General features: G+C 73.6%; 21 protein-coding genes. 8 read left to right on the top strand and 13 right to left on the bottom strand.

What is annotated here, in order from left to right:
- Positions 1-153: 153 nt before the first annotated feature.
- Entirely contained in the window at positions 154-594 is a 441-nt protein-coding gene (locus DTL70_RS22410) for an MGMT family protein (protein ID WP_425470394.1), read from the bottom strand.
- Between the two features lie 143 nt (positions 595-737).
- Between DTL70_RS22410 and DTL70_RS22405 the strand changes: the two genes are divergently transcribed.
- Together DTL70_RS22405 and DTL70_RS22400 are read left to right on the top strand one after the other, a co-directional pair.
- A complete protein-coding gene (locus tag DTL70_RS22405; protein WP_245979548.1) occupies positions 738-3,755 on the top strand; it encodes a flippase-like domain-containing protein in 3,018 nt (1,005 codons plus the stop codon).
- 145 nt (positions 3,756-3,900) lie between these two features.
- Positions 3,901-5,586 carry an alpha/beta hydrolase gene (locus DTL70_RS22400; RefSeq protein WP_114023790.1) on the top strand — a complete coding sequence of 562 codons (1,686 nt, stop codon included), beginning with the start codon at positions 3,901-3,903 and terminating at the stop codon, positions 5,584-5,586.
- A gap of 75 nt (positions 5,587-5,661) precedes the next feature.
- Here DTL70_RS22400 and moeZ read toward each other — a convergent pair whose 3' ends face one another.
- From moeZ to DTL70_RS22365, 7 genes are all read right to left on the bottom strand, one after another.
- Entirely contained in the window at positions 5,662-6,840 is a 1,179-nt protein-coding gene (moeZ, locus tag DTL70_RS22395; protein ID WP_114014423.1) for an adenylyltransferase/sulfurtransferase MoeZ, read from the bottom strand.
- An 85-nt stretch (positions 6,841-6,925) separates the two neighbouring features.
- Entirely contained in the window at positions 6,926-7,732 is an 807-nt protein-coding gene (locus DTL70_RS22390) for a spherulation-specific family 4 protein (protein WP_114023789.1), read from the bottom strand.
- Complete coding sequence (locus DTL70_RS22385) at positions 7,720-8,916, bottom strand: SDR family oxidoreductase (RefSeq protein WP_114023788.1); 1,197 nt, start codon at positions 8,914-8,916, stop codon at positions 7,720-7,722. The genes DTL70_RS22390 and DTL70_RS22385 overlap by 13 nt, the downstream gene beginning before the upstream one ends.
- A 180-nt stretch (positions 8,917-9,096) precedes the next feature.
- The gene (locus tag DTL70_RS22380) at positions 9,097-10,437 is read right to left on the bottom strand and encodes a hypothetical protein (RefSeq protein ID WP_114023787.1); all 1,341 of its coding nucleotides are present in this window, start codon (positions 10,435-10,437) and stop codon (positions 9,097-9,099) included.
- Entirely contained in the window at positions 10,434-12,458 is a 2,025-nt protein-coding gene (locus tag DTL70_RS22375) for a DUF3492 domain-containing protein (protein WP_114023786.1), read from the bottom strand. Before DTL70_RS22375 ends, DTL70_RS22380 begins: the two co-directional genes overlap by 4 nt.
- Positions 12,459-12,696: 238 nt before the next feature.
- Entirely contained in the window at positions 12,697-14,208 is a 1,512-nt protein-coding gene (locus DTL70_RS22370; RefSeq protein WP_114023785.1) for a DUF3152 domain-containing protein, read from the bottom strand.
- A gap of 3 nt (positions 14,209-14,211) precedes the next feature.
- The gene (locus tag DTL70_RS22365) at positions 14,212-15,312 is read right to left on the bottom strand and encodes an alpha/beta fold hydrolase (protein ID WP_114023784.1); all 1,101 of its coding nucleotides are present in this window, start codon (positions 15,310-15,312) and stop codon (positions 14,212-14,214) included.
- A gap of 222 nt (positions 15,313-15,534) precedes the next feature.
- Here DTL70_RS22365 and DTL70_RS22360 point away from each other — a divergent pair, with 222 nt between their 5' ends.
- The 4 genes from DTL70_RS22360 to DTL70_RS22345 all read left to right on the top strand — a co-directional run bounded on the left by DTL70_RS22360 (position 15,535) and on the right by DTL70_RS22345 (position 17,545).
- Positions 15,535-15,777, top strand: coding sequence for a hypothetical protein (locus DTL70_RS22360; RefSeq protein WP_114023783.1), 243 nt, complete (start codon positions 15,535-15,537; stop codon positions 15,775-15,777).
- Between the two features lie 122 nt (positions 15,778-15,899).
- Positions 15,900-16,523, top strand: coding sequence for a TetR/AcrR family transcriptional regulator (locus DTL70_RS22355; protein ID WP_114023782.1), 624 nt, complete (start codon positions 15,900-15,902; stop codon positions 16,521-16,523).
- A 204-nt stretch (positions 16,524-16,727) separates the two neighbouring features.
- The gene (locus DTL70_RS22350) at positions 16,728-16,955 is read left to right on the top strand and encodes a DUF3107 domain-containing protein (RefSeq protein ID WP_114014431.1); all 228 of its coding nucleotides are present in this window, start codon (positions 16,728-16,730) and stop codon (positions 16,953-16,955) included.
- A gap of 158 nt (positions 16,956-17,113) precedes the next feature.
- A complete protein-coding gene (locus DTL70_RS22345; RefSeq protein ID WP_114024233.1) occupies positions 17,114-17,545 on the top strand; it encodes a hypothetical protein in 432 nt (143 codons plus the stop codon).
- Here DTL70_RS22345 and DTL70_RS22340 read toward each other — a convergent pair.
- Complete coding sequence (locus tag DTL70_RS22340; RefSeq protein WP_114023781.1) at positions 17,496-18,242, bottom strand: ferritin-like fold-containing protein; 747 nt, start codon at positions 18,240-18,242, stop codon at positions 17,496-17,498. The genes DTL70_RS22345 and DTL70_RS22340 overlap by 50 nt on opposite strands.
- A 380-nt stretch (positions 18,243-18,622) precedes the next feature.
- On the opposite strand from DTL70_RS22340, the gene DTL70_RS22335 reads away from it, so the two are divergent.
- Both DTL70_RS22335 and DTL70_RS22330 read left to right on the top strand, forming a co-directional pair.
- Entirely contained in the window at positions 18,623-20,362 is a 1,740-nt protein-coding gene (locus DTL70_RS22335) for a DEAD/DEAH box helicase (protein ID WP_114023780.1), read from the top strand.
- Positions 20,363-20,556: 194 nt separating this feature from the next.
- The gene (locus DTL70_RS22330; protein ID WP_114023779.1) at positions 20,557-21,465 is read left to right on the top strand and encodes an alpha/beta fold hydrolase; all 909 of its coding nucleotides are present in this window, start codon (positions 20,557-20,559) and stop codon (positions 21,463-21,465) included.
- Positions 21,466-21,497: 32 nt separating this feature from the next.
- Here DTL70_RS22330 and DTL70_RS22325 read toward each other — a convergent pair whose 3' ends face one another.
- The 4 genes from DTL70_RS22325 to DTL70_RS22310 form a co-directional block, all read right to left on the bottom strand.
- Positions 21,498-22,106, bottom strand: a complete 609-nt coding sequence (locus DTL70_RS22325) for a MarC family protein (RefSeq protein WP_114023778.1) — start codon at positions 22,104-22,106, stop codon at positions 21,498-21,500.
- Positions 22,107-22,476: 370 nt separating this feature from the next.
- Positions 22,477-23,322, bottom strand: coding sequence for a PHP domain-containing protein (locus DTL70_RS22320; RefSeq protein ID WP_114023777.1), 846 nt, complete (start codon positions 23,320-23,322; stop codon positions 22,477-22,479).
- 137 nt (positions 23,323-23,459) lie between these two features.
- On the bottom strand, positions 23,460-24,098 hold the full coding sequence (locus tag DTL70_RS22315) for a DUF6758 family protein (RefSeq protein ID WP_114014436.1): 639 nt from the start codon (positions 24,096-24,098) through the stop codon (positions 23,460-23,462).
- 226 nt (positions 24,099-24,324) lie between these two features.
- The gene (locus tag DTL70_RS22310; RefSeq protein WP_114023776.1) at positions 24,325-24,915 is read right to left on the bottom strand and encodes a suppressor of fused domain protein; all 591 of its coding nucleotides are present in this window, start codon (positions 24,913-24,915) and stop codon (positions 24,325-24,327) included.
- Between the last annotated feature and the right edge of the window lie 91 nt (positions 24,916-25,006).

Raw genomic sequence — 25,006 nt, 5'->3', positions numbered from 1 at the left:
CGGGGTGGTACAGACGCTACGCCAGCGGGCACATGTGCCGCAGCGCATCGCTCCTGTACCCCGTACGGCCGCGGTACTCCGTACGCACTCGGGGGTGCGTGGAGCCGGGGGCCATGACGGAAGCTGGAAACCGTGAGCAGCCGCAGCGCGGGATCATCCGGGCTTCCCGTCCCAGCGGGCCCGGCGCATGTCGATGCGCGGGATGTGCCCTGGCGTGCTGGAGGCGGCGGAGCCGGACCGCAGCGGAGTGCCCTCCGCGTGGTAGTGCCTCAGCGCCTCGCGCTCCTTGCCGGGGAGCGGCACGCCGTCGGCGCGCACCACACGCCACCAGCACACCGCGCCGCCGTACAGCGCCATGACCCGGCCCACCTGTCGGGGACCGCCCTCTTCGAGCCACTCGGCGATGTCCCCGTAGGTCAGCACGCGGCCCGCGGGGATCAGGTCGGCCACCTCCAGTACGCGCTCCGCGTAATCGGGCAGCTCGGGCAGGGCGGTCCCGTCCACGTCGGACGGCGCGGGCGGGTCCGCCACGGGCGGTGCGGTGCGGCCGGCCGACGGTCGCCCGTCTCCGGGTTCTCCAGGCATACGGGCCATGCTGCCTCATGCCACCGACAGCCGTGCCGGATCGCCCGCGGCCGGCCTGTACCGCCCGTCGATTCGTCCCCGGGGACCCCGGAATGCACCCTCGTGCTCCCGGTGAGTCTTCCCTCGTGCCACCATCTTCCGGGCGGTGACGAGTGATACGGGACCAGGACGAGACGGAATCCGGACAGCGGCACGGTGACGGCCCCCGGTCAGGGGGCGCACCCGCCGCCGGCAGTGCTGCCCACGGGGACGGCGGAACCATCGGCAACCAGGACGACGCGCCGGAACCCGGCGAGGAGACGACCGAAGGCGCGGAGACGACCCGGGCCGCGGGAAAGGCCCAGGTCGCGGAGACGACCCAGGCCGCGGGGAAAGCCGAGGCCGCGGGGAAGCTCGAAGGCCCCGAAGGCGTGAGGGAGCCCGAAAACGCCGCGGACGGAGCGGACGGAGGCGAAGCCGGCAAGACCCCGAACGCGGAGAAGGCTGCGAACCGGGAGCACACCGCGAAGGCTGCGAAGACCGAGCCGCTGGCGCCCGGCGAGAAGCTGGAGGCCGTCGCCAAGGGGGACCGTATCGAGATCGAGAGCGACGAGCCGCTGCTCTCCGCCCGGGTGCACCGGCCCTCCGACCTGCTGCGGCTGGTGCTGGGACTGCTGGGCATCGCGCTGGTCCTCACCATCGCCAACTTCGCGCACGGCACCACCGCGGGACTCGAACAGGACATCGACAAAGGCACCGCGGAAGCGCCCGACCTGCTCATCAGCCTGACCGGGCTGGCCTCCAGCATCGCCGTCCTGCTCGTGCCCGTCGCGTTCGCGATCGAGAGGCTGATCAAACGGGACGGGCTGCGCATCGCCGACGGAGTCCTGGCCGCCGTGCTCGCACACGGCGCCTCACTGGCCGTGGACCTGTGGGTGGCGCAGGCGGCCCCCGACTCGATCAGGGACGCCCTGACCAAGGCCATCACCCCGCAGGACGCCACCACACCGGTGCACAGTTACCTGGCGCCGGTCATCGCCTATATGACGGCGGTCGGCATGGCGCGCCGCCCCCGCTGGCGGGTCGTGTTGTGGGGCGTACTGCTGCTGAACGCCTTCGCCGTCCTGGTGCCCGGGTACACCACCGCCTTCTCCATCGCCGTGACGATCCTCATCGGATGGTCGATCGCCTACGGGACGCTGTACGCGGTCGGCACCCCCAACGTCAGGCCGACCGGGCAGACGCTGCTGGCGGGGCTGCGCCGGGTGGGCTTCAACCCGGTCGGCGCGCTGCGCGTGGAGGAGGCGGGCGACGCCGACAAGCGCGACCACAACGACCGCGGACGCCGCTACCGGGTGACCCTGGAGGACGGTGGGCCGCTCGATGTGACCGTGGTCGACCGCGAACAGCAGGCGCAGGGGTTCTTCTACCGCGTCTGGCGCAGGCTGGCGCTGCGCGGGATCACCCAGCGCCGCAGTCTGCAGTCGCTGCGCCAGGCGCTGGAGCAGGAGGCCCTGCTGGCCTACGCGGCGATCTCCGCCGGCGCCAACGCGCCCCGGCTGATCGCCACCTCCGAGCTCGGCCCCGACGCCGTGATGCTCGTCTACGAACACCTGCCAGGACGCAGCCTGGACGCGCTGGCGGACGAGGAGATCAGCGACGCGCTGATGCGCACGGCATGGCAGCAGGTCGAGGCGCTGCAGTCCCGGCGGATCGCCCACCGCAGGCTGGTCGGGGACGCGCTGCTGGTGGACCGCTCCGGCGCCGTCTACCTCACGGACCTGCGCGGCGGCGAGATCGCGGCGGGCGACCTGATCCTGCGCATGGACGTCGCCCAGTTGCTGACGACGCTGGGGCTGCGCGTGGGGGCCGAACGCGCGGTGGCGGCCGCGGTGGACGTGCTGGGCCCCGACGCCATCGCCGACAGCCTCCCGCTCCTCCAGCCCATCGCGCTCAGCCGCAGCACCCGCACCACCCTGCGCCACCTCGCCAAGGAGCGCGCCGAACGGGAACGCGAGGCGGTCATCGAGGCCTCCCGCGCCAACAAGGAGACCAAGGCGAGGGAGGCCGGAGCCCGCGGGGAGGACGTGCACGGGGCCGAGGCGGCGGGGGGACGCGCGCACCGCAAGTCGCTGCGGGCCGAGAAGAACGCCGAGAAGAAGGCCATAGACGAGGCGCTGGAAGAGGCACGCGAGGAGGATCTGCTGGCCCAGATCCGCCACCAGGTGCTGCGCATCAGGCCGCAGGCCCCCATAGAGCCCGCCCGTCTCGAGCGCATCAGGCCGCGCACCCTGGTCAGCTTCATCGCCGGCACCCTGGCCGCCTACTTCCTGCTCACGCAGCTCTCGCAGGTGCCGGTGGACGTCGTTTTGGACGCCAACTGGGCATGGGTCGGCGGGGCCGTGGCCTTCTCCGCGCTCACCTACGCGTGCGCCGCGATGTCGCTGCTGGGGTTCGTCCCGGAGAAGGTGTCGTGGTGGCGGACGGTGCAGGCGCAGATCGCCGGCTCCTTCGTGAAGCTCGTCGCCCCGGCGGCGGTCGGCGGCGTCGCCCTGAACGCGCGCTTCCTCCAGCGTGCGGGGGTCCGGCCCGGACACGCGGTGGCGAGCGTCGGTGCCTCCCAGCTCTTCGGGCTGGGCAGCCACATCACCCTGCTGCTGCTGTTCGGCTACATCACCGGCACCGAGCACACGCCCACCCTCTCGCCGTCCCGCGCGGTCATCGCGGGCCTGCTGACGGCTGCTGTGCTGGTGCTGATCGTCACGGCGGTTCCCGCGCTGCGCAGGTTCGTCTCCAACCGCGTGCGCTCGCTGTTCGCGGGGGTGGTGCCGCGGATGCTGGACGTGGTGCAGCGGCCGCAGAAACTCCTCACGGGCGTGCTGGGGATGCTGCTGCTGACCCTGGCGTTCGTGATGTGCCTGGACGCGTGCGTGCGTGCCTTCGGCCACGAGACGAGCTACGCCAACCTGGCCGTCGTCTTCCTGACGGCGAACGCGCTCGGGTCCGCCGCCCCCACACCGGGCGGCCTCGGTGCCGTCGAGGCGGCGCTGATCGCCGCGCTCATCGCCTTCGGGGTGCCCAAGGAGGTGGCGACCCCGGCTGTGCTGCTCTTCCGGCTGATGACGCTCTGGCTGCCGGTGCTGCCCGGCTGGTTGTCCTTCACCCATCTGACCCGCAAGGGAGCGCTGTAACGCGACAGTGCTGTAGTGAGCCGTCCAGCGCCGTGGCGCAGGGGCGTCGTAGCGAGCCGTACACCCTAACGCCCCTCACAGCGCGCCCCGGCCGCCCCGCCGTACGCACGATGAACGTCCCACCGTCTGCACGGGAGGACGTCCCATGCGTCACACCCGCTCCCTGCGGCCGCGTGCCGCCCTCGTGGCGGCGCTCATAGCGGCCGCGGCCGTCGCGAGCGGCTGCGGCAGCGCCGCATCGGACGGCACGGGAAAGCAGGCGGCCCACCCCCACGCCCGCGGCTCCTCCGCCTCGGGCAGGGCCCCGGACTCCCCTCCCGCCTCCTCGACCCGGCCCTCCGGCACTCCCACCGGGCCCCCTTCTCCAGCGCTGCCCGACTCCGTCACCCGGCAGAAGCTGTCCTGGTCGCGCTGTCCCGAGCCGAACGCGGCACAGGGCACGGACGCCGGCTCGCCCTCCCCGCTGCCGGGTGGGACGCGCTGGGAGTGCGCCGAGCTGAAGGTGCCGCTCGACTACGACGAGCCCAAGGGCAGGACGCTCGGCATCGCGATGATCCGCGCCACCGAGCGCAAGGGAGGCGGAAAACGTATCGGCTCCCTGCTGTTCAACTTCGGCGGTCCCGGCGGCTCGGGGGTGGCCACCCTGCCCGCCTTCGCCCGGGACTACGAGAAGCTGCGCGGACGCTACGACCTGGTGAGCTTCGACCCTCGCGGGGTGGGCCGCAGCGAGGGGGTGCGGTGTTTGAGCGACAAGAAACTGGACGGCTACTTCGCCGCCGACTGGACACCGGACACCGACAGCGAGCAAAGGCGCCTCTTCGACCGCCAGGAGAACTTCGCGGACGGATGCGAAAAACGGGCCGGGACGCTCCTGCCGCACCTGACGACGGAGAACACCGCACGCGACATGGACGTGATGCGCCAGGTGCTCGGCGACGAGAAGCTGCACTACTTCGGCATCTCCTACGGCACCGAGCTGGGCGGTGTCTACGCGCACCTGTACCCGCGGAAAGTGGGGCGCGCCGTTTTCGACGCCGTCGTCGACCCCCGCTCCACTCCGGTCGCCGGCTCGCTCAGCCAGTCCGGCGGCTTCCAGTTGGCGCTCGACAACTTCCTCAAGGCCTGCGCGGCGCGCGGCGAGGACTGCCCGGTGGGCGAGGACCCCGACGAGGGGAAACAGCGGATCACCGACCTGCTCGCCGAGCTCGACGCCGAGCCGATGCCCACCGACAGCGGCCGCAAGCTGACCGAGTCACTGGCCGAGGGCGGCATCGCACAGGCGCTGTACGCCAAGGACACCTGGCAGCTGCTCTCACGGGGGCTTCAGGAGGCGCTGGTGGACGGCGACGGGAGCACCCTGCTGCTGCTGGCGGACGCGCTCAACGGACGCAACCAGGACGGCACCTACAGCACGCTCCAGTCCTCCCTGACAGCCATCAGCTGCGCCGACAACCGGCAGCGCTACGGCGCGCGGGAGATCAAATCCGAGCTGCCCGGCTTCACCGAGGCGTCGCCCGTCTTCGGGCCGATGTCGGCGTGGGGGCTCTCCTCCTGCCACGACTGGCCGGTCCGGGGGCAGTGGACGTCCCCTCCGGTGGGGGCCGCCGGGGCCGCTCCGATCCTGCTCGTCGGCACGACAGGGGACCCCGCGACGCCCTACGGAGGCACGGGTGCCATGAAGAAGGAGCTGGGCGAGGGCGTCGGGGTGGAGGTCACCTACCGGGGCGAGGGCCACGGCGCGTACGACAGCGACAACACGTGCGTGCGGCGCGCGGTCGACGGTTATCTGCTGCGCGGGAAGGTCCCCGAGGACGGCACGAACTGCCGGTGATCCGGTGACGGCCCGGCACGGCGAAGGGCGGTGTCCCCGTCGTGAGGGGAACACCGCCCTGTCGCGCGAGTCGGTTCAGTAGACCGGCTTCTCGGGCTCGATCTGGTTGACCCAGCCGATCACCCCGCCGCCCACGTGCACGGCGTCGGCGAATCCAGCGTTCTTGAGGACGGCCAGCACCTCGGCCGAGCGGACACCCGTCTTGCAGTGCAGGACGATCTTCTTGTCCTGTGAGAGGTCCTGGAGCGCGTTGCCCATCAGGAACTCGTTCTTGGGGATCAGCCGGGCGCCGGGGATCGAGACGATCTCGTACTCGTTCTGCTCGCGCACGTCGATGACGTCGATCTGCTCGCCGTCGTCCATCCACTCCTTGAGCTGCTTGGGAGTGATGGTGGAGCCGGCGGCGGCCTCCTGCGCCTCGTCGGAGACGACGCCGCAGAACGCCTCGTAGTCGATCAGCTCGGTGACCGTCGCGTTGGGGCCGCAGATCGCGCAGTCGGGGTCCTTGCGGACCTTGACCTGGCGGTAGGTCATCTCCAGCGCGTCGTAGATCATCAGGCGGCCGACCAGCGGCTCGCCGATGCCGGCCAGCAGCTTGATGGCCTCGTTGACCTGGATCGAGCCGACGGAGGCGCACAGTACGCCCAGCACGCCGCCCTCCGCGCAGCTCGGCACCATGCCGGGCGGCGGGGGCTCCGGGTACAGGCAGCGGTAGCAGGGGCCGTGCTCGCTCCAAAAGACGCTCGCCTGGCCGTCGAAGCGGTAGATGGAGCCCCACACGTACGGCTTGTTCAGCAGCACGCAGGCGTCGTTGACCAGGTAGCGGGTGGCGAAGTTGTCCGTGCCGTCCACGATCAGGTCGTACGGCGCGAAGATGTCCATCACGTTCGAGGAGTCGAGCCGCTCCTCGTGCAGATTGACCTGGGTGTAGGGGTTGATCCCCAGCACCGTGTCCTTCGCCGACTCCGCCTTCGAGCGGCCGATGTCCGCCTGGCTGTGGATGACCTGGCGCTGGAGGTTCGACTCGTCGACCTCGTCGAACTCGATGATGCCGAGTGTCCCGACACCGGCGGCGGCGAGATACATCAGGGTGGGGGAGCCGAGACCCCCCGCGCCCACACACAGCACCTTCGCGTTCTTGAGCCGCTTCTGACCCTCCATCCCGACATCCGGGATGATCAGGTGACGTGAGTACCTGCGGACCTCGTCGACGGTGAGCTCATCAGCTGGCTCGACCAGGGGTGGCAGTGACACGGAGACTCCGATGGTCGGTGGGACGTGCGGGAAGTCACCCGCCCGGAGGCGGGCCGTTCCTCTCGCAACACTGCCACGCGCTATCTCATTCCGAGACACCAGGTCCAAGACACGAGACGATCTCGTCCCAGTACCCGGGCAGCGTCTCCCAGGGGTCCCGGCCGGCGCCACGGGTGCGGTCCGTGAAGCAGACGGTGCCCGCGCCCTGCCAGCGGGCGATGCGCAGCGCCTCCTCCAGGTGCAGCCGCGGCAGCGAGTGCACCAGGTGGCAGAAGCGCTCGGCGGGGTGCGCCGCCGTCCACTCCTCGGCCTGCGACCAGCGGTAGTCCGCCCAGTTCCCGGCATAGGTGACGAGTTGGTCGACGCACTCCAGGTAGGCCGGGTGCGAGGGGCCGCCGGGCGCCAGGACGAGGTGTCCGCCGTCGCGCTCGCCGCCCAGCAGCGCGCGCAGGGTGGCCGCCAGGCGCTGGACGTACCCCAGCCGGTCCGCGCCGCCCGGCGCGTGCACCAGGTGGAAGCCGTCCACCCGGTACCAGTCGAGGAACCTGTGGGCCTCGGAGAGCAGCTCGCCGAATGTCCGCGTACCGTCTCGCATGTCGAGACGACCGAGGAGTGCGACCCCGGCGGAACGCAGCGCGGCCGTCGCGGGGGCGCAATACGGGTCGGGGCGCGCGCCGGGCCCGTCGGCGATGTCCAGCACCACCCAGTGCAGCGGCCCCGCTTCCCGCTCGGGCCCGGGGGCGGCGCCGACCCCCGGCCGGGAGAGCTCCGCCCACTCCGCGGGCGCCAGCAGGGGATGGGCACAGCCGGGGACCCCCAGGCCCAGCCGACGCACCCCGCTGCCGTCACCCGCCCGGCGGGCCCGTCCCGGCGGTGTCGTCAGATACGGCATGCGGCCTCCATCCAGATGTCGGCCAGCGACTCCTCCATCCCGATGCGCGGCCGCCAGCCGAGCCGGTCCCTGGCCGTACGGACGTCCGCTTGCTGCCAGGCCCCGCACCCGTCCGGGTACGGATACGAGGCGGGCGGGCCGGACGGGGCCACGGGCGCCGACTGCCCGGAGTGCGCCGCGTGCGGGGCGTGCTGCGAGGCCGCGGGGTGCGCTCCCGGGTGGTGCCCGGGTGTGCCGTGCTGGGCGTGCACCGCCTGGAGGGCGTGGGCGGCGTGGGCCTGTGCGGGGATCACCGGCGTCTGTCCGCCGGGCCCCGCGGGTCCGCCGGGGCCTCCGTGTCCGCCGGGAGCGCTCGGGCCGCCGGGACCGCCGGGTCCTGTGCCGTGGACGCCCGCCGCGGCCCCCGGATGTCCGTCGCCGGGTGCCGGACCACCGCCCTGCTCGTGCACGGACCCCGCGTATCCGGCGACACGGGCCAGCAGCGAGGCGGCGTCCCGCAGTCGCACGGCCCGGCCGGTGCCGATGTTGACGATGCCCTGTGCTGCCGACAGCGAGGCGGCGTGCACGGCGCGCGCGACGTCGCGCACGTCGACGAAGTCGCGCTGCACCCCGAGCCCGCCCAGTTTCAGTTCGCTGTCCCCCTGCTGCATCGCGCGCCGCATGGCTTCGGCGACGCGCCCGAGGGGCGAACCCGCGGGGGTGCCGGGCCCGATGGGCGAGAAGACGCGCAGCACGACGGCGTCCAGCCCGGAGGCGAGTACCAGTTCGGTGCCGGCCAGTTTGCTGACACCGTAGGGGCCGCCGGGGCGCGGCACCGCCTCCTCCCCGGTGGACGAACCCGGCTGCGAAGGCCCGTACTCGGCGGCGCATCCCACGTGCACGAGACGGGCGCCGCAGCCGCTGCGGCGCAGCGCCTCGCAGACGGCGGCGGTGGCCACCACGTTGTGCCGGATCAGCTCGCGCCCGTTGCCCCTGGTGGTACCGGCGCAGTTGATGACGACGCCCGGGTGGACCGCGTCCAGGAAACGGGTGAGCGCCCCCGGACTGCCGGTGGACAGGTCGAACCGCACGTCCGCGTCGTCGCCCCTGCCGAGGGCGGTGAGCTGCACGGCGGGGTCCGCGAGCAGCCGGTCGGCGACGAACCGGCCCAGGTATCCGCCGGCGCCCAGCAGCAGCACCCTCATCGTGCGACCTCCTCGTGGGAGAGGCCGTCCTGAAGCGGGCGCACGGCTGGACGGGCCTGCCGCCCTGCGGTGCCTCGGTGTGCCGACTGCGCGTGGGTCATGGGGTCGTGCTCCTTGTCGATGTCAGGCAGCGGGCTCGTAAGCCCGTGCCGGTACGGGGACGGGAGGGGGGCGCGCTGCTCACGCGGGCGCCGCCTCCCGGTGGTGTGCGGAGGCGCGGGGCAACGTGACGGACGCGTACGCCAGCAGGACGAGGGCGGCGCAGCCGCAGGCCGCCAACGGGACGCACGCCGTGCCCTGGTGTGCCGCCAGCGCCTCCACGGGCCGGCTCAGCACCTGCAACCGGGGCAGCCGTGCGGCCGGAACGGACAGCAGGACGGCGGCCTCCAGCGCGCAGGCGGCCAGCAGCCCGGCGCGGACGGCCTGCCGGAAGCCGTGCGCGCCCAGCAGCAGCGCGGCGAACAGCAGCAGCAGTACAGCGGCGGTGGCCCAGAAGACGGGACCGGCCGGGACGTCGACCGCTTCCGCTCCCGCGTAGGCCCCGTCGGCTCCCGCGTAGGCCCCGTCGGCTCCCGCGTAGGCCCCGTCCGCGAGGGTGTGCGCCCCCCACTGGAGCGCAGGGCAACTGATGGCGAAGGCGCACACGGCCAGCGCCAGCAGGGGCCGCACGCGAGCGGAGAACTCCCCCAGGCTGCGGCAACCGGCGAGCTTGCGCCGCGCTCCCCGCGCGAACCCGCGCGCACACCACACGGCGGGGGCGAGTGCCAGCGCGAGGCCCAGGGGAACACCGGGCGGGGGCGGCGCCGGGGCAGTGCCGGGGAACTCGGGCCCGCCGCCGAGGAGTTGCCGCAGCAGCCAGTCACCGTAGAGCGCGTATCCGATCAGCCAGCAGACGCACAGAAACGGCAGTACGGGGAACGGCCGCGGTCTCACGCCGGCCGCGCGTGAGGTGGCCGGGACGGCGCGCACGGCCGCGATGCCACTGCCGAGCACCGCGCCCGCGCCCACGGCGCAGACGACGGCGCGCACGGCGGGCGGTGCGCTCTCCAGCAGGACGAGCCAGGCCAGGGTGCCCGCGCACAGGAGTCCCGGCAACAGGGGCAGCCCGAACGCGACGGCCCCGGCGAGCAGCCGCGCCGCCACCGGACCGCGTGCGGGCCCGGTGGGACCCGCCCCGCCGTCCGGGTGCCCGGAACCGGCGAGGGAGGCGGTGCCGGTCTCGGTACCGGTACCGCTGTCGGGAGCGGGCGAGGAGGACGGGAGTGGCGTACGCGCCTGCGCGTCGTCCTCCCGCCGGGGCGCGCGGGCGTACAGCTCCTCGGCGAGGGAGAAGACGTCCCGGTGCCGGCACGAGGCGACCGTACGGTCCGTGACACCGCCGGCCTCCAGCCCGGCGGCGATCTCCAAGGGATCGACCGCTCGTTCGCACAGCGTGCTGTGCCGGCTCAACAGCACACGGACGGGGTCGGCGGAGGAGCCGGAACCCGAATCGGGACCGGCGGGAGCGGGGTGGGTGTTCACGGGGCCGTCGCCTCCTCCGGTTCGGCGCCGACGGCGGTGCGCTCCGGTGCCGCACGCCGCAACGGCGCGTTCCGTGCGGGGGACCCGTCCGCCTGACGGTCCTGTCCGGCCCAGCTCGGGGTGTGCGCGGCGCCGCCCGCCGGGAGACGGGCGGTGCTGGTACGACGGCCCGCGCGGCCGGCCGCGCCCGTCGAACGGTGTCCATCCGGGTTCGCGGGGGCGGTGCCGGCGCCGCGCCGGGCCGCGCCCGCCCAGCGGCCGGGCAGGTGGGACTCGGCGGGCCGCGCGAACAGACGCGCCGGGTGGGCGACGTCACCGTCCGGCACCTGCGCCCGGTCGCTCGCGTGCGCACCGGCCGGGTGACGGGCCAGCACCTCCAGGTAGAGGGCGCGGAAGGCCTCCACGTTCTGCCGGACGGTGAACAGTTCGAGCGCCCGCGCACGCGCGGCGGCGCCCAGGCGTGCGGCGCGCGCCCCGTCGCCCAGCAGCGCCGCGCACGCCTCGGCGAGCGCGCGCGGGTCGCGCGGCGGGACGACCAGGCCGGTGCCGCCGATGACCTCGCGGACCGCGCCGCCCTCCGTCGAGACGGTCGCCCGCCCGCAGAACATGGCCTCCACCAGCGAGACGGGGAAGCCCTCCACCGCGCTGGAGAGCACCACGACGTCCCCGGCGGCATAGGCGTCGGCGAGAGTGGGCACGGCGCGGCTGCCCACGGCGTCGAAGGCGACGGGACAGGCGCCGTCGGCATCCGCGGGGAACAGCCGTGCGGCCAGCGCCCGGCACAGCGGCAGAGAGGCGTCGTCCCCGTCGCCGCCCGCCGCCGAGGGCCTGGGACGGCCGTCGGGAGGGCCCGTCTCGACGATTCGCAGCCGCGCTCCCGGCACCGTCTCCCGCACCCGGGCGAAGGCGTGCAACAGGGTGCTCACGTCCTTGGCCGGGCCGATCCGCCCTGCCCACACCAGCGTCGGCGCGCCACCCGCGCGGCACCCGTCACGTGGCGGCAGATCGGCGGCCCGCTCCCCCACCGCGTCGAACGGCGCCGGATCCATGCCCGGATAGACGGTACGCAGCCGGGTGCGATCCGCGCCGCACCGCTCCTGCCACGTCCGGTCGTGCGCGTTGCCCGGCGTGATGACGTGGGCCCGCGCGTACGTTTCCTGGGTCAGCAGCCGCTGGAAGGAGCCGAGCAGGGCGCGCACCGGGGCGCCCGCCACACCGCGTGCGACGGCCCCCGTGGCGCTCGCGGCGCTCGTCAGGTAGTGCGCGCGCAGCCGCACGCCGTACTCCGTGACGAGCAGGGGGACACCCCGGGCACGGTGGGCCAGCAGCCCGGGCAGTGCGGCGGGTCCTGCGCCGACCGCGTGACACAGGTCGGCCGCCGCCAGCCCCGCCTCCCCGCCGCGCAGTCCGTACCAGTCCAGCGAGAGCGGACGCAGCGCGCGCTCCAGCCGCTCCGCCACCGTGAGGAGATCCTCGACCTGGGCGGCGTGCGCGGCGCGCGGCGCGCCCGGCGCGCGGCAGGCGGCCTGCAGGATGCGCACCGCCTGCTCGGAGCGGAGGGCAGCACCCAGTCCGTCGCGTTCGGCCGCCAGTTCGGCCAGCCCGTACAGGCCTGCGGCGAAACGGTCCGCCTGCGACGTCACGACAGCTGCCCCGGCGGCGGAACCCGCACCCCGGAGCGCGTCCACCCGCGCTCCGTACTGTGCGGTGCACACGGCCTCGGCGAGCAGGGAGAAGTACTCGCGGAAGCGACGCCTCACGCGCCGTCCGTGGAATCCGTGCCCGAGCCCGCGCGCGGACCCACCGGCCGGCTCCCCCGGGCCCCACAGCGGCGCCGTACGCACCCGGGTCACGTTGGCCGGCAGCTCACACCAGCCGGCCCGTTCCTGCCGTGCGCTGCGGCTGAGGGCATGAACGGCGAACTCGTGGCCGTCCAGGCCGCGCAGCAGGCGGTCGCACCACAGCGCGGACTCACCCCGCAGATAGGGGTAACCACCTTCCGTAAGCAGTGCGATGCGCATGTGCGCACCCCCAACCCTCGTCGCGGCGTGCCAGCGGCCGCGAACGGCTCGGTGGCGGGACGCGGACGACGCTATGCGCGCCCCCGTCGCACGATGGACGGTTGTCCGTCACACCACCGGAAGGGGTGAAGACCCGTGACTTTCCCGCGCGTCGCGCGTTTTCCCACAGCACGGGAACCACCCGCTCTACGGGAACCACCCGCTCCAGGCGAACCGTGCGGGCGGTGGCGGCCGGGTGTCAGCCGCGCGGGTGGGGCCAGGCGTTGGGGCGGCAGGTCTTGCCCTGCGTGGTCAGGTACTTGGTCTGCTGCATCATCACCGGGGCGGGCTCGCCGTCGCCGGGGCAGCCGACGTGGTCGTGGCCGAGCCGGTGGCCGACCTCGTGGTTGATCAGCATCTGGCGGTAGGCGTGCATCTGTCCGGGCCCGAAGGTCTTGGCCCCACGCGCCCACCGGTAACCGTTGATCATGATCCGCTCGGTGGCCGCCGAGTCGCAGGACACCTTCTGTTCGCTGGTGTCCAGGCCCGACTTGGCACACCACAGGTCGGTGGTCTTCGGCGTGGCCAGGGTGATGACGAACTTCGCCTTCCCCGAGGAGACCCGCTCGAAGCTGCGCTTGCCGTCGTGCGCCCAACTGCGCTCGTCGTTGAGCGTCTTGTGGACCGCCTTGGCGAACAGCTCGCCGTCCAGCGGCAGTTTCTTCTCCACGTCCACGCGGTAGCGGATCACCTCGCCCTTGCCGCTGCCCTTCTCGTGGCCGGGCACGGCGGTGAACTTGTCCGTTCCCTCCAGGTCGTCGGCCAGCGGGTAGACATGCGCCATCTTCGCGTCGTACGAAGCGGATCCGTTGCCGGGGGCGCCCGGGGTGGGCCGCGTCCCGCGGTCGGCGCGGTCGTCTTGCCCGGCGGTTCCGCCCGGCGCCCGCTCGCCCGTGTTGGCTCCGTCGTCGGACTGCCCCGAGCTGTGCTCGCCGCCCGCCACCTGGGCCGCGATGACGATCGCCAGCACGGTCGTGATGGCCGCGGCGGCGATACCCGTGTACGTGCGGGCCCTGCCGCCGGTGCGCTGCCGCCGTGGACGCGACTGCGCGGGCCCCGCCGTACGGTCGCCGCGCGGCTCGTCGTCCGCGGGGGGCGCGTCGGCGGTGGCCTGCGGCGCCGGCGGTCCGGGCGCGGCGGGCCCGGCGGCGCGGTGGGGAGCCCGCGGCGTGCCGGAGGCGCCCGCGGGGCGCTGGCGCGCGTCGGCGGGGGCCGAGGCGCCGGGCGCCCCGGCTGCCCTGTGGGTGAAGACCGCGTCGTCGAAGGCGTCGAGGTAGTCCTGGCGCGGCCCGTGGGGGCCGCCGCGCTGCTGCTCGGGTCCCTGCGAGCGCCACGGGTTCTGCGCCTGGCCGCGGCCTTGGCTCCGCCCCTGGCCCTGGCCGTGCGGCAAGCCGTACCCATGGGCTCCGCCGGGGCCGTGGCGGTACGGCTCACCGAACTGCGGGTGTCCGCCACGGGTGGGCTCGTCGACGTGCCCGGGGACGCCGTGCGCCGGGGTGCCGTGGGGTCCCGGGCGCGCTGCGGGGGCGCCCTCGGCGGGGTACGGCGCGGTGACATCCCGCTCCCACCCGGCGGCATCGGCCCGTCCGGGGGCGCCTGCGTCGCGGGACCGGGCGGCGGCCCGGCCGGCGTCCGCCTGGCGCTCCGGTATCCCGGAGCGCTGCTGGCCGCGTGCGGTACCGGCCTTGCCCTTACGGCTGTGGCGTCCCACTGGTCACCTTTCGAGGTTGCCGGTTCCTTGTGCGGCGGTCCCGGCTGCGGGGGTGTTCGACCGCCGTGCGGCCGTGGCCGCGTCGTCGATCAGCTCGCGGACGGCACTCGCGACGATCTCGGGGTACTCCATCATGGCGACGTGTCCCGCGTCCGGCAGAGCGAGCAGCCGGGAGTCGCGGAACGCCGCCGAGGCGCGCCGGGCCATCCGGAAGGCGACCAGTTGGTCGCGCCCTCCGTAGATCAGCAGCGTGGGCGCCAGTACCCGCTCGGCCTGCCGCCAGAGCGCGTGCTGGCCTCCCAGGGTATAGGCGTCCACGATGCCCCGTGTCGAGCGGACCATGGCGTCCCAGAAGTAGGGCAGCCGCTTCATGCGGTCGTACTCCTCGGCGGCGGCCGCGAAGTCCTCCGGGCTGACGCGCGCCGGGTCGCCGTAGCACAGCCCGAGGATCCCGCCGGTGCGCCGTTCGGCCGGCCAGTCGCGGGTGAGCCTGCCGAACAGCGCAGCGATGCCGGGCACCGCCATCAGCGCGGTCGGCCAGGCGGTGCGCTGCGGCGGTATCTCCGGCAGCGCGGGGGAGATCAGGGTCAGGGTGCGCACCAGGTCGGGGCGTACGGCGGCCACCCGGGTCGTCACGGCGCCGCCGAGGGAGTTGCCCAGCAGGTGTACGGGGCCCGCCGCGCGCGTGTCCAGGTAGCGGATGACCGCGCGGGCGTGGCCGGAGACCGAGTAGTCGCCGTCGTCGGGCGGCGGGGAGTCACCGAAGCCGGGCAGGTCGAGTGCCTCGCCTGCCACGTCGGGGGCGAGCTCGCCCATCAGGGCCGTCCAGTTGAGGGAGGAGCCTCCCAGCCCGTGCACGTACAGCGCGCCCGTACGGGTGTCGGCTCCGGCCCGGGCGGGCCGCTGGGGTGAGGGGGTGTCCGCCCCGGCCGGGGCGGCGGCGGGGGTCTCGTCGCGCAGTGCGCGCACGGCCAGCGTCAGGCCCGGCAGCGAGACCTTCCGAAGCGTCTCCCCGTCGCCGACGCGGGAGCCCGGCGGCGTGGTGGACGGCGCGGCGGTGCGGGCCGCGGCAGCGGAGGTTCCCGGCTGCTCGGTGGAGGACATGGGGCAATGTTACGAGACGATCACACACACTCTCACGTGTCCACCGTCACAGAAGAAACACACCGGTGCACGGGGGATGACACAGGCACACGGCGTCCGCCTCCGTTCGTGTGCAACCGCTCCGCGGGAAGCGTGCATGCGGGCGTGCGCCCCTGGTGACCCGCTCCTAGTCTCGGAAGTAGGCCCGCGCAGGCGGGCAGCACCCTGGAAAGGGGAGCAGGCATGCCGCTCGACCCCACAGAACCGGAAACCTTTGACGACACGTACACCGCCGGCACGCACGAGGAAGAGCCGGAGGGAACGGAGAATCCCGAGGCCACGGAGGCGGACGCGGCCGAACAGCACACCGATGTGCTGCGGCAGCGTGACGAGCCGCTCGCCCCGTCCGGCACGCACGAGGCCGACCCCGCCGACGCGGCGGAGCAGGCACGCGTGGTGGAGCTGAATGAGGACGAGTACCGATAAAGCACCCGCCCTGCCCGGGTGGCGGCGGAAAATTCGGGGCCCGTGGAGCCCCCACTCCCGTTACTGAAAAGTACGATGGCGGCACAGCGCAGCTCGCGCTCAGAAACACACAGGGAGGCGGCGTGACAGCCATCGAGCAGACCGAAGCGCGCCCGCGTGGCACGCGTCTGCCCCGCCGGGCCCGACGCAACCAACTGCTGGGCGCAGCTCAGGAGGTCTTCGTCGCGCAGGGCTACCACGCGGCGGCGATGGACGACATCGCCGAACGTGCCGGCGTCAGCAAACCGGTGCTCTACCAGCACTTCCCGGGGAAGCTGGACCTGTACCTCGCGCTTCTCGACCAGCACTGCGAGGCGCTGCTCCAGGCGGTGCGCAGGGCGCTGGAGTCCACGACGGACAACAAGCAGCGCGTGGCGGCCACCATGGACGCCTATTTCGGTTTCGTGGAGGACGAGGGCGGCGCTTTCCGCCTGGTGTTCGAGTCGGACCTGACGAACGAGCCCGCGGTGCGCGAGCGCGTGGACAGGGTGAGCCTGGACTGCGCGGAGGCCGTCAGCGAGGTCATCGCCGAGGACACCAAGCTCTCCCAGGAGCAGTCCATGCTGCTGGCCGTCGGCCTGTGCGGCATGGCGCAGATCACCGCGCGCTACTGGCTGGGGTCGGGGCAGCGGATCCCCCGCGACGCCGCGGCCAAGTTGATCTCGTCGCTCTCCTGGCGCGGTATCGCCGGGTTCCCGATGCAGTAGTGACGCGGTAGTCCGGCGTCCTGACCGGTCGGAGGGGACGCGTGCCCCGGTCCGAGGGGGCGCGGTTGTTCGCTGCCGGCGTGCGACCGCGCCCCCTCGGCGTCCTCCGCCGAGAGCTAGGGTTACTCCCGTACGGCGCGGCTGGCCGCGCACCGCATCCCGGGCATCGGCACGGGGACACCAGACCGTCGGAGGGACATAGCCGTGGAGGTCAAGATCGGCGTGCAGTACGCGCCTCGCGAGATCGTCATGGAGAGCAAGCAGACTCCTGACGAGCTCGAGAGCACGGTGGCGGCGGCATTGGAGAAGGGCTCCGGGCTGCTCAGCCTCGAGGACGAGCACGGCCGGAAGATCCTGATCCCGGCGGACCGTGTCGCCTACATCGAGATCGGCCAGCCGTCGGGCCGCAAGGTGGGCTTCGGAGCCATCTGAGACGGGCCTCGGCACCGTCCGGGAAACGGCGGGGTCACGCACACGGCGGCGGCCGCGGATTTTGCTTCCGCGGCCGCCGTTTCAGCGTCCGTACCCAGGGGGAGACCGGGAACGACCGCGACCAGCGGTCGGCTCACCGCCACCCCGTGGAGGTCCTCATGATCTGGGAGGCTCTCGGCTCCGCAAGCCTTGGACTCGCCCTCGCCCTCGTCGCGAGCAGGCGGTTCCCCGAGCGGCTTCCCGACCGGCGGCTCGTGCTGGCCACGGGCCCGGTCGCCGCCCTCGTCGGCGGCCTCGTCAGCCACACCGTCTTCGGCGCGGGACACGTCCCGGTGGCCCTGTGCGTGGCCCTGGGGGTCAGCGCGGCGCTGCTCTCGCTGCTGCTGCGGGACGCGCCCGGGCGCAGGCAGTGGCGCAGGGACACCCTGCGCACCACCCCGGCGCCGCGGTCCGCTGAGTCCGGGTGGGGGGAGCCGGGGTTCGCGGAGGCCGGGTTCGCCGAGCCCGGGCTCGTGGCGTCCGGGCTCGTGGAATCCGGAATCAGGCGGCAAGCCCCAGCGCGGCCATCCGCTTCGTATGGGCCTCGGTGATCCGGGAGAACATCTTGCCGACCTCGGCGAGGTCGAAGCCGTCGGCCAGCCCGCCGACCAGCATCGTGGAGAGCGCGTCCCGCTCGGCGACCACCCGCTGCGCCTGGGACAGCGCCTCGCCCATCAGCCGCCGCGCCCACAGTGCGAGGCGCCCGCCCACGCGGGGTTCGGCCTCGATGGCGGCCCGCACCTTCTCCACGGCGAAGCTGGAGTGCCCGGTGTCGGCCAGCACGCTGAGCACCAGCGCACGGGTGTCGGTGTCCAGCCTGGTCGCCACCTCGCGGTAGAAGTCCGAGGCGATCGAGTCCCCGACGTACGCCTTGATCAGGCCCTCCAGCCAGTCGGAGGGCGCGGTCAGCCGGTGGAACTCCTCCAGGGGCGCGGCGAACGGCTCCATCGCCGCCGTGGGGTCCTCGTCGATCCGGGCCAGCCGCTCACGCAGTTTTTCGAAGTGGCCGAACTCGGCCGACGCCATCGAGGCCAGCTCGGCCTTGTCGGCGAGCGAGGGTGCCAGCTTGGCGTCCTCGGCGAGCCGCTCGAAGGCCGCCAGCTCCCCGTAGGCGAGGGCCCCCAGCAGGTCGACGACCGCGGCACGGTAGGTCGGGTCCGCCGCGGCCTGCTCCCAGTTCTGGGAGGCGGTCGAGGTGGCGGGGGCGTACTCGGAACCGTCGTCGGCGGTCTTGTCAGGCGTCTCCATACTGCGCACGATAGCCCGAGACCCCCAGCTCGCGGGGGCCCCGCCCGATGCCCGCAGACCCGCGCGGACCTGCGGTGAACTCGTACACAGCGATTGCCCCGGTACACATGCGCGGATTCGGGGTACAGTGATATGGGTCCACCAGATGACGTGGACTCGCTGCATGCATGAAATGCGGATGCCCGGTCGGTGGCCCGATCGGCTCCGACCCGACAGCCTTCCGCCGGTTCGTGCTCCCCGCACGGGTCGCGCTGAGAGGGACCGCTCGCGCGAGTGAGGCGCTTGAGCGGGAGCCAGTGGTCCCGCACCCACAGGGCGGGCCGATACGACGGCCGCCCGGGTGCGGTAGATCCTCTCCTCGCTCCGCCGGACCGTCCCACATGCTGGGACGACCGGACGCCGCAGCCCCACCCTCGCGTCACACAGAAGAGGCAAGCACCCTGTCCACCACGTTCAGAGATCTGGGGATCCTTCCCGAGACAGCCGAGGCCCTCGAAGCCGTCGGCATCACCTCACCCTTCCCGATCCAGGAGATGACGCTCCCGGTCGCCCTCGCGGGCACCGACGTCATCGGTCAGGCGAAGACCGGCACCGGCAAGACGCTGGGGTTCGGACTTCCGCTGCTGGAGTCGGTGACCGTCCCCGCCGACGTCGAGCTGGGCCGCGCCAAGCCGGAAGAGCTGTCCGACGCGCCGCAGGCCCTCGTCGTCGTCCCCACCCGTGAGCTGTGCCAGCAGGTCACCAACGATCTGCTCACCGCGGGCAAGGTCCGCAACGTGCGGGTCGTGCCGATCTACGGCGGCCGCGCCTACGAGCCGCAGGTCGAAGCCCTCAACAAGGGCGTCGACGTCGTCGTCGGCACGCCGGGCCGGCTGCTGGACCTGGCCGGCCAGAAGAAGCTGCGGCTCTCGCAGATCAGGGCGCTCGTCCTGGACGAGGCCGACGAGATGCTCGACCTGGGCTTCCTGCCCGACGTCGAGAAGATCATCGAGATGCTGCCGACCCGGCGCCAGACGATGCTCTTCTCCGCGACGATGCCGGGCCAGGTCATCTCGCTCGCCCGCCGCTACATGAGCCAGCCCACGCACATCAGCGCCACCTCGCCGGACGACGAGGGCCAGACGGTGGCCAACACCACCCAGCACGTCTTCCGGGCGCACTCCATGGACAAGCCGGAGATGGTCGCCCGGATACTGCAGGCCGAGGGCCGCGCCCTCGCGATGATCTTCTGCCGTACGAAGCGCACGGCGGCCGACGTCGCCGAGCAGCTGAGCCGGCGCGGCTTCGCGGCCGGCGCCGTCCACGGCGACCTGGGCCAGGGGGCGCGCGAGCAGGCGCTGCGCGCCTTCCGCAACGGCAAGGTCGACGTCCTGGTGTGCACGGACGTCGCCGCCCGCGGCATCGACGTCGACAACGTCACCCACGTGATCAACTACCAGACGCCCGAGGACGAGAAGACCTACCTGCACCGCATCGGCCGCACCGGCCGCGCGGGCGCCTCGGGTACCGCCGTCACGCTGGTCGACTGGGACGACATCCCGCGCTGGCAGCTGATCAACAAGGCGCTGGAGCTCGCCTTCAACGACCCGGAGGAGACCTACTCCACCTCGCCGCACCTGTACGAGGCCCTGGGCATCCCCAAGGAGGCCAAGGGCGTGCTGCCGCGCGCCGAGCGCACGCGTGCCGGGCTCGCGGCCGAGGAGATCGAGGACCTCGGCGAGACGGGCGGCGGCGGCCGCTCGCGCGCCAAGTCCGCGGGCTCCGGCGGCTCCGGCGCGCCTGCCGAACGCGCCCGCCCGGCGCGCAAGCCGCGCGAGCGCCGGCGCACCCGCGGGGCGCTGCGCACGGACTCCCCGGCCGCCTCGGCGGAACAGGCCGTCGCCACGGCCGAGGGCACCTCGGCCGCCACGGAGGCGGGCGAGGGCACCGCAGCAGCGCCGCGCAAGCCGCGCCGGCGCCGCCGCACCCGCTCCGGGACCCCCGCCGCCGCCTCGGAGGCGCCCGCCGCCAAGGAGACCGAGGCGACCGGTGAGGGCGAGGCCCGCAAGCCCCGCCGCCGTCGCACCCGCTCGCGCGCAGCGGCCACCCGCTCTGCCGAGCAGCCCGCGTCGGAGAGCTGACCCCCGTCCCTGACCGGGACACCACGGCTCGGTACCCCCACGGGGTGCCGAGCCGTTCGCGTGTGCGCCGCGCGCCGCGCCACCTGTCCATCTGGCCACGACCGTCTTCACACGGCCCCGACCGTTTACACGTCCGCGGGAGGGTCCGGCAGAGGCCGGGGAAGCGGGAGGAGGGGCGCGGGTAGCGTCTGGGCATGAGCAAGCCGCCTTTTCTCGCGCTGCCCGCCGGTGTGCGCACGTATCGTCTGGTCACCGCACGCGGGGATTTCGCGGTGCACGACACGGGCGGCCCCGACGCGGACGAGGCCGGGGCCGTCGCGTTGCTGCTGCCCGGGTTCACCGGCAGCAAGGAGGACTTCGTCGGCCTGCTGGAGCCGCTGGCACAGGCCGGGTTCCGGGCGGTGGCGGTCGACGGGCGCGGACAGTTCGAAACGGGCGGCCCGGCCGACGAGAGCGCCTACGCACAGCACGAGCTCGCCCGTGACGTGCACGCGGTGGTGGCGGCCGTGGCCGGCCGCGCCCCCGGTGGCGTACACCTGCTGGGACACTCGCTGGGCGGTCTGATCGCCCGCGCCGCCGTGCTGGAGGACGCCGCTCCCTTCGCGTCGTTGACCCTGCTGAGCAGCGGCCCCGGTGCCGTCTCGCCTTCCCAGCAGGAGCGCGTACGGATGCTGCTGGGCGCGCTGGAGACGATGAGCATGGCGGCCATCTGGGAGGTCATGCGGGAGCTGGACCAGTCGGTCGGCTCGGCCGGTGAGGCTCCGTACTCCCGGCGGGAGGACGAGGAGGCCTCCGGGGCGATGGAGGAGTTTTTGCGGCGCCGCTGGCTGAGCAACGTGCCCGCGCAGTTGGCGGCGACGGGCCGGCAACTGCTGGCCGAGCCGGACCGGGTGGCGCAGCTCGCGGCGCTGGCGCCGCCGGTCCACGTGGTCTCCGGCGCCGAGGACGACGCCTGGCCGGTGGAGTGGCTGGACGGTATGGCCGGGCGGTTGGGCGCCCGGCGCACCGTCGTTCCCGGCACCGGGCACTCCCCCAATGCCGAGCGGCCGAGGGAGACGGCGCGCGCCGTGGCGGACTTCTGGCTCAGCCTCGGCCCCGGCTGAACAGGCTCAGCCCTTGCCCCGGCTGAACGGGCTCAGCCCTTGCCCTGGATGAACTGGGTGATGCCACCGGCGATCTGCTGCACGGCGATGGCCGACAGCAGCATGCCCGACAGCCGGGTGACGAGGACGACTCCGCCGTCCTTGATGACGCGGATGATCAGCAGCGAGTAGCGCATCACGAGCCACAGCACCAGGTGCATCGCCACGATCGCCACCCATACCGACAGCTGTCCGCCCCAGCCGTGCGCCCGCTGGACGGCGAGGATGACGGACACGATGGCGCCGGGCCCGGCCAGCAGCGGCATGCCGAGGGGGACGAGGGCGACGTTGACGTCCTTGGTCTGGGTCGGCTCGTCGGACTTGCCCGTCAGCAGGTCGAGCGCGACGAGCAGGAGCAGCAGCCCTCCCGCGACCATCAGGGCGGGGATGGAGACGTGCACGTAGTCGAGGATCTGTTTGCCGCAGATCCCGAACAGGGTGATCACCCCGAACGCGACGACGGCGGCCTGCCAGGCCATTCGGCGCTGCACCTTCACGGGACGTCCGGAGGTGAGGCCGAGAAAGATGGGCGTGATGCCGGGCGGATCCATGATCACGAACAGGGTGAGGAAGACGGAGCCGAAGAGCGCGAAGTCGAACACGAGGTGCCTGTGCCTTGGAGGAGAGAGGGGTGGGAGTGGACATGTGCGGGCGCCCGGCGGGATGGCCGGGCGCTCCGGCGCGCCGACACGGGCGTGCCGGCACGGGCGTGCCGGCACGGGCGTGCCGGCACGGGCGTTGCGGGCACGTCAGGGCGCAGGGACGCCCGGGCGCGCGGAGCGGGGAACGGCACGCGGCCGGGGGGGGCGAAGGTCACCGGAGTGACCGGGCGCGTCCGCGTCACCGCGTGCTCAAGGGCGGAGCAGCGGTGTCGCGGTGCCGTGTGCGGCACCGGGCGCGCCTGTGCGGCGCCGGCGCACCCCACTGCCACACCGGATGCCGTGTGCGGCCTCCGGTGTCCGCCCGCCGGGCTCAGCCCGTGACGGGGGTGGCGCCTGAGCCGCGTGCCGCGATCTCGGCGTAGACGTCGGGCGCGGTGGTGAAGTCGCCGAGGGCGAGGGGCTTGCGGGTGCCGTGGTAGTCGCTGGAGCCGGTGGCCAGCAGACCGAGCTCGTCGGCGAGGGCGTGCAGCCGGGTGCGGGTGGCGGGCGTGTGGTCGGCGTGGTCCGCCTCGATGCCGTCGAGCCCGGCCCGTGCGAGCTCGGCGAGCGCGCTCTCGGGGACGCACTGCCCACGCTTGGCTGCCAGCGGGTGCGCGAAGACGGCGACGCCGCCCGCGCCCTTGATCAGGCGCAGCGCGTCGAAGGGGTCCAGCTCGTGCTTCCCGACGTAGGCGCGCCCGTCGCCCGCGATCCACTCCTCGGTGAAAGCGTCGGAGACCGTCTCGACGACGCCTTCCTCCACCATGGCCGTCGCGATGTGGGGCCGCCCCACCGAGCCGTCGCCCGCGATGCGCCTGACCTGCTCCCAGGTGATCGGCACGCCCAGCTCGCGCAGCGCGGCGACCATGGCCCGGGCGCGGGGTACGCGGTCGTCGCGGACGAGTTCGCGTTCCCGGGCGAACGCGGGCTCGTCCGGGTCGAAGAGGTAGGCGAGCATGTGGAGGCTGATGCCGTCCAGCCGGCACGAGATCTCGGCCCCGGTGACCAGGGTGAGTCCCGCGGGCAGTGCGGCGAGGGCTTCCGCGTGGCCGCCGACCGTGTCGTGGTCGGTGAGCGCGACGACGTCGAGCCCCGCGGCCGACGCGTTGCGTACCAGTTCGGCGGGGGAATCGGTGCCGTCGGAGGCGGTGGAGTGGGTGTGCAGGTCGATGCGCACTGCGACGGGCTCCGAGCGGTGGTGGGGGGCGGGTGACGGGCTCATGGCGAGCGTCCTCCAGGATAGCCGCACCGTCCGGCACCCCCGCGGCCAGGAACGCGGGCCCACGAGCGTCCGATCTCCGCGGACCTCGGGCGTCAGGGGATGAGCCGTGGGGAGAGCGCCCCGCAGGGCACCAGATCGACCTCGGCCCCGGCGTCGCGCAGGTCGGTGAGGACCAGTTCGTCGTAGAGCATCAGGCCGGACTCCTGGGGCCACACGATCGCCCACAGCCACAGGCCGCACGCCTCACCGGCGAAGACCGCACGGTCGGCGGGCGCACCGTCGACGTGCCACAGGTGCGTGGGGTGGCCCGCGGCCAGGACCTTGGCCTGCGGTGGTTTGCCGCCGCAGATCGCGGGGCCGGGGTCGGGGCCCTCGATCCCGGCGTGGCGCGCGCCGAGTCCGACGCCCAACTCCTCGGCGATCAGCAGGAGTTCTCCGGGCCCGCCCAGCGGTGCGGGGCCCGAGCAGGCGACGGCGGTGGCGCGGCCCCCGCTGCGGTCGTCTCCGGCGCAGGCCACGCCGGTGAACAGCCAGCCCACGGGGAGCGGCCACGGCATCCATACGGGCACCTGGGTGCGGCCGACGACGACGGCGAGGGCGTCGACGCTGGGCGGGAGGACAGGCTGGAGCGGGTGCACGGCGCCGTGCACGCCGCACTGCCAGGTGTCGGCGAAGAGGCCGGGCGCCCTGACCCGGCTACCGCACTTCGGGCAACTGGGTTCGCCCCTCATGAGCTCCAACAGTCCTACCGGGTCGCGTTCCCGTCAAGGACGATCACCCGGGTGGAGTCCTGGCCTGTGCACGACCCTCGGTGAGACCCGCAGGTGGCGACATGACAAGCAGGTGATCACACCGGCATCCACCCCATCAGTAACCCTGTGCGAGTTCCCGCCCTCCCCCGGACCCCCGCCCCTGAACCGGAGCCCGGCAGACGGCAGACGGCAGACGAGCGGCACCTCAAGCGAGCGGCACGGCGCCGCGCAGCGGATCACGGAGGTCTGTCTCGTGGCGGAGCCAGCGCTCGTGGAGCGCGTCCGCGCCGTGGACCCGCTTCCAGGCCGCCTCCGTCGGCGTCAGCGGCAGCAGGGGGAAGAAGCGGACGGGCTCGTGGGGCGGCTCCAGGGGCAGGTCCTCGACCAGGCCCCCGGCCTCGGCCACCAGGACGGAGGTGAAGGGCGCCCCGGGCCACAGGGGCTCGCCGGTGTCCAGCGAGGCGCCCGGAGCGACGACGACGCCCTCGACCTGCGGTGCCGCCGCGAGCACGGCGAGTGGCCGCAGCACCTTGTCGGTGTCGGCGAGCCCGGCCCGCACCGTGAGCAGGAGTTCGGCGCGCGGACCGCGCTCGGGGTCGGCGAGCGCCTCGGCCGGATCGGCCATGGGGGCCGCCGACATGCCGCGCGTGGCGTATCGCACGATCCCCTCCTCCGCGTCCACGAAGCGCAGCACCTCGATGCGTTCCGTACCCAGGAAGGTGACGGCGGCGCGGGCGTCCGGCTCACCGAAGGCCCTGCGCACGTGGGTGTCGACCAGTGTGAGGACGTCGTTCATCCGGCGAGCATAGATCCCGGGGCCCTCGCCCAAGAGCGCGGCATCGTCGCGTAAGACGGTGGCAAAGGGGCACCCGCAACGGGCGGCGGCG

The organism is Streptomyces diacarni, from assembly GCF_003323715.1.
GTDB lineage: Bacteria > Actinomycetota > Actinomycetes > Streptomycetales > Streptomycetaceae > Streptomyces > Streptomyces diacarni.
This window is presented reverse-complemented; position numbering and strand designations above follow the sequence as displayed.